The 15,097-nt window shown below is 65.5% G+C and carries 15 protein-coding genes and 1 pseudogene; 11 read left to right on the top strand and 5 right to left on the bottom strand.

Features of this window, described 5'->3' with window-relative positions:
• Positions 1-9 precede the first annotated feature (9 nt).
• Positions 10-1,200, top strand: a complete 1,191-nt coding sequence (locus ACFIMZ_RS09975; protein WP_431819364.1) for an NAD(P)H-dependent flavin oxidoreductase — start codon at positions 10-12, stop codon at positions 1,198-1,200.
• A 66-nt stretch (positions 1,201-1,266) separates the two neighbouring features.
• Entirely contained in the window at positions 1,267-1,908 is a 642-nt protein-coding gene (locus tag ACFIMZ_RS09970) for an OmpW/AlkL family protein (protein ID WP_431819363.1), read from the top strand.
• A gap of 144 nt (positions 1,909-2,052) precedes the next feature.
• Here ACFIMZ_RS09970 and ACFIMZ_RS09965 read toward each other — a convergent pair whose 3' ends face one another.
• Positions 2,053-2,256: a DUF1289 domain-containing protein gene (locus tag ACFIMZ_RS09965; protein ID WP_010095552.1), complete on the bottom strand. Its 204-nt coding sequence runs from the start codon at positions 2,254-2,256 to the stop codon at positions 2,053-2,055.
• A gap of 388 nt (positions 2,257-2,644) precedes the next feature.
• On the opposite strand from ACFIMZ_RS09965, the gene ACFIMZ_RS09960 reads away from it, so the two are divergent.
• The 4 genes from ACFIMZ_RS09960 (at position 2,645) to ACFIMZ_RS09945 (ending at position 6,745) form a co-directional block, all read left to right on the top strand.
• Positions 2,645-3,739: a polyamine ABC transporter substrate-binding protein gene (locus tag ACFIMZ_RS09960; protein WP_431819362.1), complete on the top strand. Its 1,095-nt coding sequence runs from the start codon at positions 2,645-2,647 to the stop codon at positions 3,737-3,739.
• Between the two features lie 92 nt (positions 3,740-3,831).
• The gene (locus tag ACFIMZ_RS09955; protein WP_431819361.1) at positions 3,832-4,992 is read left to right on the top strand and encodes an ABC transporter ATP-binding protein; all 1,161 of its coding nucleotides are present in this window, start codon (positions 3,832-3,834) and stop codon (positions 4,990-4,992) included.
• Entirely contained in the window at positions 4,989-5,918 is a 930-nt protein-coding gene (locus tag ACFIMZ_RS09950; RefSeq protein WP_431819360.1) for an ABC transporter permease subunit, read from the top strand. Before ACFIMZ_RS09955 ends, ACFIMZ_RS09950 begins: the two co-directional genes overlap by 4 nt.
• Positions 5,915-6,745 (top strand): ABC transporter permease subunit, encoded by an 831-nt coding sequence (locus tag ACFIMZ_RS09945; RefSeq protein ID WP_431819359.1) that lies wholly within the window; start codon positions 5,915-5,917, stop codon positions 6,743-6,745. Before ACFIMZ_RS09950 ends, ACFIMZ_RS09945 begins: the two co-directional genes overlap by 4 nt.
• A gap of 95 nt (positions 6,746-6,840) precedes the next feature.
• Here the strand turns inward: ACFIMZ_RS09945 and ACFIMZ_RS09940 are convergent, their stop codons facing one another.
• Both ACFIMZ_RS09940 and ACFIMZ_RS09935 read right to left on the bottom strand, forming a co-directional pair.
• On the bottom strand, positions 6,841-8,448 hold the full coding sequence (locus ACFIMZ_RS09940; protein ID WP_431819358.1) for a DUF3472 domain-containing protein: 1,608 nt from the start codon (positions 8,446-8,448) through the stop codon (positions 6,841-6,843).
• A gap of 233 nt (positions 8,449-8,681) precedes the next feature.
• Positions 8,682-8,846: pseudogene (locus ACFIMZ_RS09935) on the bottom strand (sulfite exporter TauE/SafE family protein); the annotation flags it as partial.
• Between the two features lie 401 nt (positions 8,847-9,247).
• Between ACFIMZ_RS09935 and ACFIMZ_RS09930 the strand changes: the two are divergent.
• The 5 genes from ACFIMZ_RS09930 to ACFIMZ_RS09910 all read left to right on the top strand — a co-directional run bounded on the left by ACFIMZ_RS09930 (position 9,248) and on the right by ACFIMZ_RS09910 (position 12,438).
• The gene (locus tag ACFIMZ_RS09930) at positions 9,248-9,916 is read left to right on the top strand and encodes a PAAR domain-containing protein (protein ID WP_431819357.1); all 669 of its coding nucleotides are present in this window, start codon (positions 9,248-9,250) and stop codon (positions 9,914-9,916) included.
• Positions 9,917-9,928: 12 nt separating this feature from the next.
• Positions 9,929-10,474: a hypothetical protein gene (locus ACFIMZ_RS09925; protein WP_431819356.1), complete on the top strand. Its 546-nt coding sequence runs from the start codon at positions 9,929-9,931 to the stop codon at positions 10,472-10,474.
• A complete protein-coding gene (locus tag ACFIMZ_RS09920; protein WP_431819355.1) occupies positions 10,395-10,790 on the top strand; it encodes a PAAR domain-containing protein in 396 nt (131 codons plus the stop codon). Before ACFIMZ_RS09925 ends, ACFIMZ_RS09920 begins: the two co-directional genes overlap by 80 nt.
• 195 nt (positions 10,791-10,985) lie before the next feature.
• The gene (locus tag ACFIMZ_RS09915) at positions 10,986-11,672 is read left to right on the top strand and encodes a M35 family metallo-endopeptidase (RefSeq protein ID WP_431819354.1); all 687 of its coding nucleotides are present in this window, start codon (positions 10,986-10,988) and stop codon (positions 11,670-11,672) included.
• 79 nt (positions 11,673-11,751) lie between these two features.
• On the top strand, positions 11,752-12,438 hold the full coding sequence (locus ACFIMZ_RS09910) for a hypothetical protein (RefSeq protein WP_431819353.1): 687 nt from the start codon (positions 11,752-11,754) through the stop codon (positions 12,436-12,438).
• 146 nt (positions 12,439-12,584) lie between these two features.
• Here the strand turns inward: ACFIMZ_RS09910 and ACFIMZ_RS09905 are convergent, their stop codons facing one another.
• Together ACFIMZ_RS09905 and ACFIMZ_RS09900 are read right to left on the bottom strand one after the other, a co-directional pair.
• On the bottom strand, positions 12,585-13,391 hold the full coding sequence (locus ACFIMZ_RS09905; protein WP_431819352.1) for a sulfite exporter TauE/SafE family protein: 807 nt from the start codon (positions 13,389-13,391) through the stop codon (positions 12,585-12,587).
• Between the two features lie 22 nt (positions 13,392-13,413).
• Positions 13,414-15,081 carry a TIGR01244 family sulfur transferase gene (locus ACFIMZ_RS09900; RefSeq protein WP_431819351.1) on the bottom strand — a complete coding sequence of 556 codons (1,668 nt, stop codon included), beginning with the start codon at positions 15,079-15,081 and terminating at the stop codon, positions 13,414-13,416.
• Positions 15,082-15,097: the final 16 nt, after the last annotated feature.

The raw sequence follows: 15,097 nt of genomic DNA, 5'->3' as shown, positions 1-15,097 counted from the left end.
AGGTACCCGATGTCCGCACGCACTTCCTTCCCGCCGCTCGTGATTCGCGGCCGTTCGCTGCTGCCGATCGTCCAAGGCGGCATGGGCGTCGGCGTCTCCGCGCATCGCCTCGCCGGCAGCGTCGCGCGCGAAGGCGCGCTCGGCACGATTGCGAGCATCGACCTGCGGCATCACCATGCGGACCTGCTCGCGCGCTGCCGCGCGCAACCGGACCGCGCCACGCTTGAGGCCGCGAATCTCGAGGCGCTCGCGCGCGAGATCCGTCTCGCGAAAACCTATGGCGAAGGGCGCGGGATGATCGCCGTCAACGTGATGAAGGCAGTCAGCGCGCATGCGGACTACGTGCGCGTCGCTTGCGACGAGGGCGCGGACGCGATCGTGATGGGCGCGGGCCTGCCGCTCGACCTGCCGGACCTGACGCACGGCCGCGACATCGCGCTGGTTCCGATCCTGTCGGACAGTCGCGGCATCGCGCTCGTGCTGAAGAAGTGGATGAAGAAGGGCCGGCTGCCGGACGCGATCGTGATCGAGCATCCCGCGCACGCGGGCGGCCATCTCGGCGTCACGCAGCTCGACGACATGCATGACGCGCGCTTCGATTTCGTGCGCGTGCTCGACGAGACCACGCAGGTGATCGCGTCGCTCGGCCTTGAGCGCGAACGAATTCCGCTGATCGTCGCCGGCGGGATCAACAGTCACGACGCAGTGCGTGACGCGCTTGCCGCCGGCGCGAACGGCGTGCAGATCGGCACGCCGTTCGCGGTCACCGAGGAGGGCGACGCCCATCCGAATTTCAAGCGCGTGCTCGCCGACGCGAGCCCCGACGACATCGTCGAGTTCGTCAGCGTGACGGGCCTGCCGGCGCGCGCGGTGAAGACGCCGTGGCTCGAGCGCTATCTGCGCAACGAGACGCGCATCCGCGAGAAGCTCGGCGCGCTGAAGCTGCGCTGTCCGACCGCGCTCGAATGCCTGAGCGTGTGCGGGCTGCGCGACGGCATCGAGAAGTTCGGGCATTTCTGCATCGATACGCGCCTCGCGGCCGCGTTGCGCGGCGACGTCGCGAACGGGCTGTTCTTCCGCGGCCGCGAGGCGTTGCCGTTCGGCCGTGCGATCCGCAGCGTGCGCGATCTGCTCGACCTGCTGCTCACGGGCAGCGCGGGCGAGCCTGCGACAATCCGTCCAGCGTTTACGCTGGCTTGACGAACATCAAGACGTACTCAAGACCCTGCCGGCAGAATGGATTCCGTTCTTTGGGGGTCCATACAGATGCATAAAACGATTCGAAATTTTGTTACTGCCGCGGCATGCGCTGCGAGTCTTGCTGCGATGCCGTCGGTGTCGCACGCAGCATCGCAGGGCGATGGCATTTACCAGGGCGATTTTCTGGCCCGCCTGCGCGCGATCAGCATTCAGCCGAACGAGCGCGGCAGCGACACGCTGGGCGCGATCAACGTCGGCGTGAAGAACGCGATCGTGCCGGAGCTCGATTTCACGTACATGATTCGCGACTACCTGGGCGTCGAACTGATTCTCGGCACGTCGCGGCACCAGATGACGTCGAACCTCGGCAACCTCGGCGGCGTGAACGTGCTGCCGCCGACGCTGCTGCTGCAGTACCACTTCAACCATGCCGGCAAGGTGCGTCCGTATGTCGGCGCGGGCCTGAACTACACGTACTTCTACAACAACGGGCTCAACGTCGGCGGGCAGGGCGTGTCGATCGACAAGAGCAGCTTCGGCCCTGCGCTGCAGTTCGGCATCGACGTGCAGGTGACGAAGAAGGTGTTCGTCAACGTCGACGTGAAGAAAATCTGGATGAGCACCGATGCGACGCTCGGCGACAAGTCGATCGGCACGCTGCACATCGATCCGCTGATCGTCGGCGTGGGCGTCGGGATGAAGTTCTGATCGCGCAGCAGACGCAACAGACGCAACAGACGCAATAGAACAGAGTTGGGGTTGGCGGCACGGCGGTATGCGTGCCGCTTTTTTTTTGTGCGAGTCGGCGCACAGCGGCAGGAACCCGGAACGCAACCGGAGCGCGCCGTCGCGTCAGAGCTTGTCGTACTGGAAGCGCATCGCGGTGCCTTCGCGCGAAATGCGCTCCCACACCGCGCGCTTTTCGTCGTCGCTCAGGAAGACCCAGTTCGAGACTTCGGCCGCCGTGCGGCCGCAGCCCTTGCAGACTTCGTCGAAGAGTGTCGAGCAGACGCCGATGCAGGGGCTGTCGGGCAGGTCGTGAAGATTCGAGGCCATCGGAAGGTTCGTGCGGTGAAAACGTCAGCGGGCATTTTAATGCATCGGGCGCCGCCGCTCCCGGCGCCTGGCGCGACGCCGGGCGAGGCCGCCTGCCGGACGATCATGCGGCGCACGCGCTGCCGGTCGCCTTCGCCCGTCCATTTTCAGGATGGACAGGCGGAAATTACCCGATAGAATTTCCTCTGGATTACCCCGCTGCGCGCGCCGGGAGGCCGGTTTGCGACAGGAATCTGTTCCGTTTGCGCGACACCGGCATGATTTTTTTGTGACGGGCGTCGAATAATGGTAGCTTTCGGGGTTTTCAAGGGACAGCGCGAATTTCCACGCGCCGTCATGGCGAGGCAGACGACAGCCGGGCACGCGTCCGGCCGGATGGGAGAACGGGATGAAAGCAAAGGTGGCGGGCCGGTTCGCAGCGCTTGCGCTGTGCGTGGGCGCATCGGCGGCAGCGGCGAAGGATACGCAGCTCAATGTCTACAACTGGTCGGACTACATTGCGAAGGACACGATCCCGAACTTCGAGAAGCAGACGGGCGTCAAGGTCCGCTACGACAACTACGACAGCGACGACACGCTGCAGGCGAAGCTGCTGACCGGCAGCTCGGGCTACGACATCGTCGTGCCGACCAGCAACTACGCGGGCAAGCAGATCGCGGCCGGCATCTTCACGCCGCTCGACAAGTCGAAGCTGCCGAACCTCAAGCATCTCGATCCGCAACTGATGGCGCTCGTCGCGGGCGCGGACCCGGGCAACAAGTTCGCGGTGCCCTGGGCATACGGCACGACCGGCCTCGCGTACAACGTGAACAAGGCCCAGCAGCTCCTCGGCAAGGTGCCGCTCGACAACTGGGACATCCTGTTCAAGCCGGAAAACATCTCGAAGCTGAAGGCGTGCGGCGTGTCGGTGCTCGACGCGCCCGACCAGATGTTCGCGGCGACGCTGCACTACATCGGCAAGGATCCGATGAGCACGAACCCGGCCGACTACAAGGCCGCGATGGACGTGCTGAAGAAGATCCGCCCGTACATCACGCAGTTCAACTCGTCGGGCTACATCAACGACCTGGTCGGCGGCGACCTCTGCTTCGCGTTCGGCTGGTCGGGCGACGTCGTGATCGCGAAGCATCGCGCGATGGAAGCGAAGAAGCCGTACAAGGTCGAGTACTACATCCCGAAGGGCGGCGCGCCGGTCTGGTTCGACGTGATGGCGATCCCGAAGGATGCGAAGAACAAGGAAGCCGCGCTGGAATGGATCAACTACATCGAGGACCCGAAGGTTCACGCGGCGATCACGAACGCGGTGTACTACCCGAGCGCGAACGCCGAGGCGCGCAAGTACGTGCGGCCTGACGTCGCGAACGATCCGGCCGTCTACCCGCCGGCCGACGTCGTGAAGACGCTGTTCCTGCTCAAGCCGCTGCCGCCGGAGATTCAGCGTCTGCAGACGCGTCTGTGGACCGAGCTGAAATCGGGTCGCTGACGCAAAGCGAGCCGGAGTCGCACATGCAGTCATGAAGCCCCTGGTGCCCCCGGGGGCTTTGTTCGTCAAACGCAGGAGAGAAGCAGCACATCATGAATAGCCAGTCGAGTGCGCCGGTTGCGAGCGTGCCGTCCTTCGTTACCTCGTCCGGTGCCGGTTCGCGCGCCGAGAACTTTGTCCAGATCATCGACGTCGTCAAGAAATTCGGCGAGACCGAAGCGGTGCGCAGCGTCAACCTGACGGTGCGCAAAGGCGAGCTGTTCGCGCTGCTCGGCAGCTCGGGCTGCGGCAAGTCGACGCTGTTGCGGATGCTCGCCGGCCTCGAGACGGTCACGTCGGGCAAGATCCTGATCGACGGCGAGGACCTCGCGCAGATGCCGCCGTACAAGCGGCCCGTGAACATGATGTTCCAGTCGTATGCGCTGTTCCCGCACATGACGGTCGAAGCGAACGTCGCGTTCGGCCTGAAGCAGGAAGGCGTGCCGAAGGCCGAGCTGAAGGAGCGCGTGCATGCGGCGCTCGAGCTCGTGCAGATGGGCAAGTTCGCGAAGCGCAAGCCGCACCAGCTGTCGGGCGGCCAGCAGCAGCGCGTCGCGCTCGCGCGCTCGCTCGTCAAGCGGCCGAAGCTGCTGCTGCTCGACGAGCCGATGTCGGCGCTCGACAAGCAGATCCGCCAGCGCACGCAGATCGAGCTCGTCAACATCCTCAACAAGGTCGGCGTCACCTGCATCATGGTCACGCACGACCAGGAAGAGGCGATGACGATGGCGAACCGGCTCGCGGTGATGAGCGAAGGCCAGATCGTCCAGATCGGCTCGCCGAACGAGGTCTACGAGTATCCGAACACCCGCTTCTCGGCCGAGTTCATCGGCTCGACCAACCTGTTCGACGGCATCACCGTCGAGGACGAGCCCGACCACGTGTTCATCGAGTCGCCGGGCCTGCCGTGCCGGCTGTACGTGAACCACGGCATCACCGGCCCGCTCGGCATGCCGGTCACGGTGTCGGTGCGCCCGGAGCGCATCGCGCTGACGCGCAAGCCGCCCGAAGGCGCGTTCAACTGGGCGCGCGGCCGGATCTCGAACGTCGCGTACATGGGCGGGTATTCGCTGTATCACGTGAAGCTCGACGGCGGCAAGACCGTGATCGCGAACGTCTCGAGCCTCGCGATCTCGGAGCTCGAGACGCCGGCGCTCGGCGACGAGATCTACGTGCGCTGGAGCGCATCGGCGGGCGTGGTGCTGACCTCATGATCGCGCTCAAGTCCCTGCTCAACTGGCCGGTGAAGCGCTTCAGCCTGACCGGGCGCACCGCGGTCGTGGCCGGCCCGTTCACGTGGCTCGTGCTGTTCTTCCTCGTGCCGTTCGTGCTGGTCGTCAAGATCAGCTTCGCGGAGCTGCAGCTCGGCATCCCGCCGTACTCGGAGCTCGCGACGTACACCGACGGCGTCGTGCACATCGCGCTGAACCTGTCGCACTACGCGTTCCTGCTGACCGACAGCCTGTACTTCGCGACCTACGTGAACTCGGTGCTGGTCGCCGCGATCACGACGCTGCTGTGCCTGCTGCTCGGCTATCCGATGGCGTACTACATCGCGCGCTCGAACCCGGCGACCCGCAACATCCTGATGATGGGCGTGATGCTGCCGTTCTGGACGTCGTTCCTGATCCGCGTGTATGCGTGGATCGGCATCCTGAAGAACAACGGGCTCCTGAACAACTTCCTGATGGCGATCGGCCTGATTCATACGCCGATCGAGCTGTATCGCACGAACTACGCGGTCTACATCGGGATGGTGTATTCGTACCTGCCGTTCCTCGTGATGCCGCTCTATGCGCACCTCGTGAAGATGGACCTGCGCCTGCTCGAAGCCGCGTACGACCTCGGTGCGAAGCCGTGGAAGGCGTTCGTGCAGATCACGCTGCCGCTGTCGAAGAACGGGATCATCGCGGGCTGCCTGCTGGTGTTCATCCCGGCGGTCGGCGAATACGTGATTCCGGAGCTGCTCGGCGGCGCGAACACGCTGATGATCGGCCGCGTGATGTGGAACGAGTTCTTCAATAACGCCGACTGGCCGATGGCGTCCGCCGTCACGTGCGCGATGGTGCTGCTGCTGCTCGTGCCGATGGCGCTGTTCCAGCGCTTCCAGGCGAAGGAGCAGGAGGGCCGCCGTCAATGAAGCCGAATCGTTACCTGCAGTTCGCGGCGCTCTTTGCCGGTTTCGCGTTCCTGTACATCCCGATCGTCAGCCTGATCGTCTATTCGTTCAACGAGTCGAAGCTCGTCACGGTCTGGTCCGGCTTCTCGTTCCGCTGGTACTCGGCGCTCGTCGACGACGACGAGCTGCTGAGCGCCGCGTGGCTGTCGCTGAAGATCGGCCTGATGACCGCCACCGCGTCGGTCGTGATCGGCACGTGGGCGGGCTTCGTGCTCGCGCGGATGGGGCGCTTCCGCGGCTTCGCGTTGTTCAGCGGGATGATCAACGCGCCGCTCGTGATTCCGGAGGTGATCCAGGGGATCTCGCTGCTGCTGCTGTTCATCGAGCTCGGCAAGTGGATCGGCTGGCCGGCCGAGCGCGGCATCTTCACGATCTGGCTCGGCCACGTGATGTTGTGCATCTCGTACGTCGCGATCATCGTGCAGTCGCGCGTGCGCGAGCTGGACCCGTCGCTCGAGGAGGCGGCGCTCGATCTCGGCGCGACGCCGCTCAAGGTGTTCTTCGCGGTTACGCTGCCGCTGATCTCGCAGGCGCTGATCGCCGGCTGGCTGCTGTCGTTCACGCTGTCGATCGACGACCTCGTGCTGTCGGCGTTCCTGTCGGGCCCCGGCTCGACGACGCTGCCGCTCGTCGTGTTCTCGCGCGTGCGGCTCGGCCTGAATCCGGAGATGAACGCGCTCGCGACGCTGCTCATCTTCGCGGTGACGGCCGGTGTCGTGATCGCGAACTTCGTGATGCTGCGCCAGGAGCGGCGCCGGATGACGGCGGCAGCGGCGGCGATGGCCTGACGCCGCTTCGCCCGACGCCACGCAAAACGCCCGGTGCCGACGACGAGTCGGGCCGGGCGTTTTCTATTGCGCCGTCGCGAGGCGCACCGGTCGGGTCAGTATGCGAAGCTCTTGCCCGGCGTCGCCCAGACGGCGGTGGCGGCCGTGCAGGGCTGGAGGCCGAGCGCGCTGCCGGCCGGCGCGAGGCAGCGGCCCGACGGCAGCGACACGAGCTGCGCGGCGCCCGGCTGCGGGCCTGCCGTCACGTGCCATTGCTGGTCCGCTTCGCCGGGCACACAGGTGCGCAGCAGCGCGCCGTTGGCCGCGCCCGGCGCCGGCGCGGTCAGGCAGTAGCTGGACTTGGTCTGCAGCGTGCCGTCGCCGGCGAACACCCACAGCTGCGGATTGAAGTGCGTGCCGCCCGATGCGCGCACCGACGCGAGCGTCGGGCAGGCGCCGAGCGCCGCGGGGCTACCGTCGCGCAGGCCGCTCGTGGCCGTCAGGCATGCACCGTTCGCCTTGACGAGACTGGCCGCCGACTGCTGCGGGCCGCCGATCAGCGTCGCGACGCCGTTCGACGCGGACGCGTTCGCGTAGCTCGCGGGGCAGGTCTTGTTGACCGTGACCGACGGGGCCGGCACCGTCACCGCATTGCCGAGCGCGTCGTACGCGCGCACGCTGAACCGCGCGTTCGTATAGGCGACCGACGCGCAGCTCGTGCGGCTCGAATTCCAGTCGAAGTACTCGACCCACTGGCTGATCGACGAGACCGGCACCTGCGTCTGCGTCGTGCCGACGTAGATGCTGCCGATGTCGAAGCTGTCGCCGGTCGCGCCGTTCGTCACGTCGGTCACGTTGCTCTTGAACCAGCCGGGGCCCTGGCTCGCGTCCGGCGTGATGCGGAACCGGTACGTGTGGCCTGCCTGCCACTCGTAGCGGTAGCGGCACTGCGCGCCCGCGCTGCCGTCCGTCGCCGAGCCGCTGACCGTGCAGTAGCTGCCCGCGCCGATGCCGGCGCTCGCGGGGGTGCCGGGCTTCGCGGCGGTCGCGCCCCACAGGCTGAACAGGAATTGCTTGCCGACGCCTTCGGTGGCCGATACCAGTTCGGTCGACTGCAGGCCGGTGTAGCCGTGCAGCGAATTGACCTGGTTCGACCAGAACACGTTCGAGTTCGGGCCGGGGTCGGTCTGCGGCGTGATGAGCAGGTCGAGGATCGCGACGCTGTGCACCGTCGACGGGAACCACGTATTGCTGTAGAGCCCCGGCGTCGCGCCGAGGAAGCCCTTGAGCGTCGGCGCGGTGCTGGCCGACAGCGTCGCGAGGCCCGGCGCGGTGCTCGCCGTGATGCTGAAGCTGCGCGCGCCAGCGGGCGGCAGATACGCGACGGCCGGCACATGGGTCGTGAACGCGAACGTGCAGGCGCCGCCGGCCGGCACCGTCGCGCCGGAGAGCGTGACCGCGGCGTCGCTGGCGGTGAGCGTGCCGCCGCACGCGCTCGTCAAGCCGTCCGCCGTGAAGCCGGCGGGCATGTCGATGGTGAGGCCGGCGGCGGCGGGCGCCGTGCCGGTGTTGGCGAGTTGCAGCGTCGCCTTGTCGGTTCCGCCGACGGACGGCGAGAGACTGGCTAGGGTCAGGGTTGCCGTGTAGGCGGATGCCGCGATTGCGGTGAGCGGGGCGAACATCAATGCGGCGAATGCCGCGCGACTGACGGGAGGAATGAGCATGGCCGGATTCCTGGCTTGTTGTTGGATGGCATGAGACATGGGCAGCCGACGCGCATGCCGTGCGAGGGCGCGGGCGCGTCGCGGCAAGTATGACCATGCTTGCGTTTTTGCGATAGCGGAAGACCGCCGCCGCGGCGGCCCGAATCTGGAGATGAACGCGTTCGCGAACAGCGCGACGCAATGTCACGCGCGCCGACAACTGTGTCGAACTGTCAAAAGTCGTGTTTCGCCGCTCACCCGCCAAACACCGCCTTCGCAAGCAGCCCGAGCGCGGCCGCGAACCCGACCTGCACATGGCGCGCGGACAGGAAGCGCGACACGCCGCGGCCGGCCGCCATCCCGAGCGCGGTGGTCGTGGTGAACCACAGCGTCACGTCGAGCGGCGCGAACGCGCTGGCCAGCGTGACGACGGCGACAGGCTGGCGAGCGTCAAGGTCGCCGTGCACGCGGACGCCGCGATCGAGGTGAGCGGTGTGAACAGCAGCGGCAAGCGCTGCGCCTCCTCGTCTGCTGATGGGCATGGCCTGGCTCGTTTCTCGTTGTTGGTCTTGGCGCGCCGGGCGATGGCGCGTGACGGCGAGCCTAGCATGCTGGTATGGGCATCCGGCCGACACCGAGCCTCCGAATAACCGACTATCATCCCCGCCACTGTTTTGCCCGCCTGGTTTTTCGTGATATTCGTTCGGATACCTGGAAATCGTTGGCACATTTTCGTACGTGGACGATTGATTCCCCTGTCGGGTTGCCGTTAGGTTTGCATAGGGCACATTCTGCCCGCTCAACCGGAGAGGGATTCAGGATGACGAATGAACAAGAGGCAAACACGCTGACTCATCTTTTTGCAACCATAGGCTCACGTACCGAGCGCGGCGGGTGGGTCGCCGAAGTCGCGGGCAAGACGAGTTATCGCGGGCTGACGCTGGCGCGCGTCGGCGACATCGTCCAATACGACGACGGCAGCGAAGCCGTCATCATCGACGGGGCGGGATTTGCTGCCACGTCGGAGGGCAAGCCGTTCGCGCTGGTCGGCTCGCGACTGAGCAACGGCGACGTCATCACGCAAACGTTGCAAGACGGAGCCGGCATCCGGGTAAGCGACGACAAGCCGATTCCCGGTTTGTTCGACCCGGCCTATGTGCCGCCGCCTTCACGCCCGCGCTACCGGCTGGCCGTGAAAGGGGCGACGACCGCTCGGGGCGGCGTGCTGCACGAAGCGACCGGCACGTGGGAGATGGGCGACTCACTCGGCAAGTCTGCTGTCGTGGGAAACGTTGTCCACTATGCGGACGGCTCGACCGCCCGAATCATCAGCGGCTTGGGCATCGTGGATTACCCCGACTTCGCACCGCTAGCTTTCGTCGGGAGCGAACTAGACAACGGCGACGCGATCACCGATAGCCCGGAACGTGAAGGCCGGGGCTTCGCCGACACGTTCACGGTGGTGAAACTGGCGACCGTGACCGGCTAAAGGGGCGACGGCATGATCCGATATTTTCTCGCCCAAGGCGACCGCGCCGGCAGTGCGGTCATCACCGAAGGTCTTCGCTCCGTGACCTGCGCGAACCCGCCGCCGAGGGTACATATCGCCACGCTCTACATGAAAACCTACTGCACGGCCTGCAAGCAGGAAGGGTTCATCGCGCCGAAAGGGCCGCGCTGGCCCGGCACCGGCCCGAACGGCAAGCAATGGGCGTTGAGCGGCGACATTAACGTATGCGGTTGCAACCCGCCGCCGGTTTTCTACGCCGAGCGCAACATGAGAATGATTTTCACGGCCGAGCAAGGGGCGGCGCTGACGGGTCAAGGTGCCCTGCGTTCGGCGTTGGCGATTCAAGCCGAACACGATGAACAGTTTGTTCTGTGCGATGCCACTACCGGCAGCCCCTTGGCGCGCGTGCAATACCGTATCCGTACTGCGTCCGGAAGAGTGTTCAGCGGCGTTACGGATGCGATGGGCCACACGCAGCGCGTCAACACGACAGGCGCGGAAGACCTTCAACTTCACATCTATCACGATCATGTTTGAGCAACTTGTCGTTAAAGGCGACCGCACGACGACCGGCGGAAATGTAATGAGCCGCTCGTCAACGCAATTTGACGAACAGGGCCGGCGGCTAGCCCGAGACGGGGACGAAGCGACGTGTGGGAACTGTAAAGAGCTTTTTCCGATACGAGGCGGTGCCGATACATGGCTGGATGATGGAAAAGCCATGGTCAAGGATTGGGGGTGGGTGCTGTGTCCGTGCCGCGCTTTCCACGACGTTCTTCTATTCGGACGGAGGCAGCGTACAGACGGAAACGCAGATCGGGCTTCCGCGAAATGTAAGCTTGCTACTGACTGATGAAGCATTTGATGAGCAGTTTCACCTGGTCGACGTCAATACCGGCAGACTGTTGGCGGATTTTCGCTATCGAATCGGAACGGCAGCGGGCGGCAGCTTTACGGGGGTTACCGACGCAGACGGGCATACCCAACGAATTGCTACGACGAGCCGGGAAGCATTAAACATCGAAATTCATTCGGATGACTATAAAATATGGAAAAAGACAATGCAAATGCGCAAGGCAACGGTGAGTGGATTCACGTCGCAAACGGTGAATCGAACACGGTCACCGGGTCGAAGGTTGTAGTTCCGCTGTCACTGAACGGTCCGCCTATCTGCCCTAACATGACCGACGCAGAATTCAGGAAACTTGTTCTAAGGTTGAGAGACGAGGCTGTTGTTATTGCCAAGCAGAGAATAACCGAACTGGCTCGTTGGACACCAGATATACAGGCTCGGGTTGCCGAGTGGTTCGGTTCGTCCGACAGCACAATCAGAACCCGGTTGACTACGGGTCTCGGAGCGCTCGTGACGGTCATGTCGAACCTGACTGCTAAGAATTTCGTGCGCCCCGGCTCTGATGCAGATTTGGCCACTGGCTGCTTGCCAAATATGAAGGATCTCGACGCAGAAGTGGCGCACGTTTGTCGCCCGGATACCGCGACACATACGATTGCGATTAATATCAATTTCTGCTCGCTGCCCGATCGCTCTGCGAGCAATTTATCTTCGAAGCAACTTACGATAGTTCACGAGTGTTCGCATTTTATAGATACGTTTGGTTCCGAGGACTATCCGGGCGCGTATGGCCGTTGGGCTTGCGGACGATTGGCGAAAGAACATCCTGAACAGGCTATTAGCAATGCAGACAGCATCGCGTGGTTCGTTTTGGCTCGTTAACGGGGCCAAAAAAATGAAACGGTCTACATTACTTCCCCTCGCGATTACGCTCTGCTCGTCACAGGCATATGCATGTAAGGTGCTGGAACTGGACAATATGCAGTTGCCATTGAATTCTGTCGAAGTCGGCAACAGCGATCGATTGAGCATAGTCAGGCACTTCCTGACTGCGAGAGAGTGGACACGTGAAGGGGCATCAGCAACGATAGATGCAGCCGCTTTCGCGTGGGAGCGCAATCCGAAAGAGTTGGCAAAGTTGCGCGGTGAGGCGATGAAGTCCTTCCTTGTTCGACTGGGAACGAATCCTCAAGACGTGTGGGTTCAAGAACGAATTATTCAGGGGAAGGGCGGCAAGCCTGACCCCGACGACGTGCATCAAGTTGGCGTTGAATTTGTCCCGAAATGCCCGCCGGAAGGTTGTCAGAGCCTGTGCAATACACCAGGTTTGCAAGGTGTTGTCAGCTATGCAGTCACTGCGGCTACGCCCGGTCCCCTACCGGACGGTAATCGTTTCACGTGTGCGGACAAGCGCGAGCCGGCAACGGCTCGCATTGTCACGACGCAGAGATGGACGGCGCACACCGAAGATAAAGCGTTGTTTCTTGGGTCTTCCTCGAAGCCACTCGCGCACGTTTGCTACCGAATCACCACGAGCGCCGCCCATTATGTCGGGATGACAGACGAACGCGGGCAAACTGAACGTATGCAATTGCTAGGACCGGAATATACGAAGATCGAGGTAAAGGTCGACGCGACCAAGTATTAGATCGGATAAGGCTGATATGTCCGCCGGGAGGTTGTCATTTCTACGGACAATGAGGCGGCACCGCGACGTTCGCGATGCCGCCGGTTCCGGTCGGAAGCCGTGAGCGATCGCCAAACAGAAATCTTTGACGGACGTCGCCCCCCGCCTCACCCACCAAACACCGCCTTCACAAGCAGCCCGAGCGCGACGCATACGAGCGCGGCCGCAAACCCGACCTGCACATGGCGCGCGGACAGGAAGCGCGACACGCCGCGGCCGGCCGCCATCCCGAGCGCGGTGGTCGCGGTGAACCACAGCGTCACGTCGAGCGGCGCGTGCGTGCCGGCGGCGAGCGTCGCGAACACGCCACCCGTGCCGACCAGCGCGATCACCATCAGCGACGTCGCGACGATCCCGTGCATCGACACGTCGGTGAACTTGCGCAGCATCGGCACGATCACGAAGCCGCCGCCGACGCCGAGCAGGCCCGTCATCAGGCCGGTCACCGCGCCGGTGGACGCGAGCGCGAGGCCGGCCGGCCACGACCAGACGAGCCGGCCGGTGTCGGGGTTCACGCGGCCGACGCACAGCGGCGAAGCCTGCGCGGCGCCGTTTGGCGTGCGCAGCGCCTGCCGCAGCAGCCGGCCCGCGACGACCAGCATCGTCGCCGCGAACAGCGCGAGCAGCACGCGTTGCGGCAGCACGTGCGCGAGCCGCACGCCGAGCGTCGTGAGCGGCACGCCGGCCGCGGCCATCAGGAACGCCGCGCGATAGCGCACGAGGCCGCGGCGAAAGCCTTCGAGTGCGCCGAGCGCGGCGCTGCCGGCAACCGCGACGAGCGCGACCGGGGTCGCCTGCTGCATCGGCCAGCCCATCCCGACGACGAGCGCGGGCACGGCGAGAATGCCGCCGCCCGCGCCCGTGAGCCCGAGCACGGCGCCGACGATGCCGCCCAGCACGAGAGAGATCAGCATGATGTCATCCGGTCGGGCGTGATCAGTCGGCGATCGTCGGCTTCGCGAGCCATTCGCGGCCCTTGAGCATCGCCTTCCAGTAGAGCGGCGGCAGCAGCCGCTCCTTCAGCAGCCATGCGAGCCGCGACGGACGCCGGCCGTCGATCAGCCACGCGGGGAAGGTCGGCGCGACCTTGCCGCCGTACAGGAATTCGGCGAGCACGATCCGGCCGCGCTCGACGGTCAGCGGGCACGAGCCGTAGCCGTCGTAGGCCGCGTCGCCGCGCGCCTTGCCGAGCGCCGCGAGCACGTTGTGCGCGACGACGGGCGCCTGCTTGCGTGCGGCGGCGGCGGTTTTCGCGTTGGTCGTGTTGGTGGCGTCGCCGAGCGCGAACACGTCCGGAAAGCGCTTGTGCGCGAGCGTCGCCGGATCGACGTCGATCCAGCCGGCCGCGTCGGCGAGCGGGCTCGCGCGCACGAAATCGGGCGCCTTCTGCGGCGGCACCACGTGGATCATGTCGAACTCGCGCACGACGGTTTCCGCGCCGCCGTCGGGCAGCGTGCGCCGGAACGTCGCCTGGCGCGCCGGCCCGTCGATCGCGACGAGGTTGTGGCCGAACGACAGCCCGATGTCGTAGCGCTTCACGTATTCCATCAGCGCGGGCACGTAGTCGGCGACGCCGAACAGCGCGGCGCCCGCATTGAGGAACTCGACGTTCGCCGCGCCGAGCCGGCCGGTGCGCCGCCAGTGGTCGCACGCGAGATACATCGCCTTCTGCGGCGCGCCCGCGCACTTGATCGGCATCGGCGGCTGCGTGAACAGCGCGCGGCCGCCCTTGAAGTCGCGCACCAGCTGCCACGTGTACGGCGCGAGATCGTAGCGGTAGTTCGACGTGACGCCGTTGCGGCCGAGCGTGTCGGCGAGGCCGTCGATCGCGTGCCAGTCGAGCTTGAGGCCGGGGCAGACGACGAGCTGCCGGTAGCCGATCCGTCGGCAGCCGTCGAGCACGACCGCATGCGCGTCCGGCTCGAAGCCGGCCACGGCCGCCTGGATCCAGCGCACGCCACGCGGCAGCACGGCGGACATCCGGCGCGCGGTCGTCTCCGGCCGGAACACGCCCGCGCCGACCATCGTCCAGCCGGGCTGGTAGTAATGGACGTCGGCCGGATCGATCACGACGATGTCGAGCGACCGGTCGCGCGCGAGCAGGCTCGATGCGACCGCGAGGCCGGCCGCGCCCGCGCCGACGATCACGATGTCGTGCTGCGCGTCGACGGGCGGCGCCGCGCGCGTGCCGCGCGCTGCCAGGCGCGACGCGAGCCCGCTCAGGTCGTAGCCGGCGGCGGCGGCCGTCGCGACGATGTCGTTCAGCGGCTGCAGGCCCGCCTGCGACAGCGCCCACAGCGTCGCCGAGCGCGTGCCGGTGCGGCAGTAAGCGAGCACCGGCGCACGGAGCGACGCGACGAGCGCGCCGAAGCGCGCGGCCTGATCGTCGGTGACCTTGCCGGAATCGACCGGCAGGTCGTGCACGGCGATGCCGAGCGGCGCGGCGGCCGCGCGAATTTCGGCGACGGTCGGCTGGTCCGGGCCTTCGCCGTCCGGGCGGTTGCAGACGATCGCGCGGAAGCCCGCGGCGTGCAGCGCGGGCAGGTCGGCCGCCGTGATCTGGGGCGAGACCGACAGCGTGTCGGTCAGCTTGCGGATGGTCATCTTGTGGGTCCTTCGG

Source organism: Burkholderia sp. F1, from assembly GCF_050813845.1.
Classification (GTDB): Bacteria; Pseudomonadota; Gammaproteobacteria; order Burkholderiales; family Burkholderiaceae; genus Burkholderia; species Burkholderia ubonensis.
This window is presented reverse-complemented; position numbering and strand designations above follow the sequence as displayed.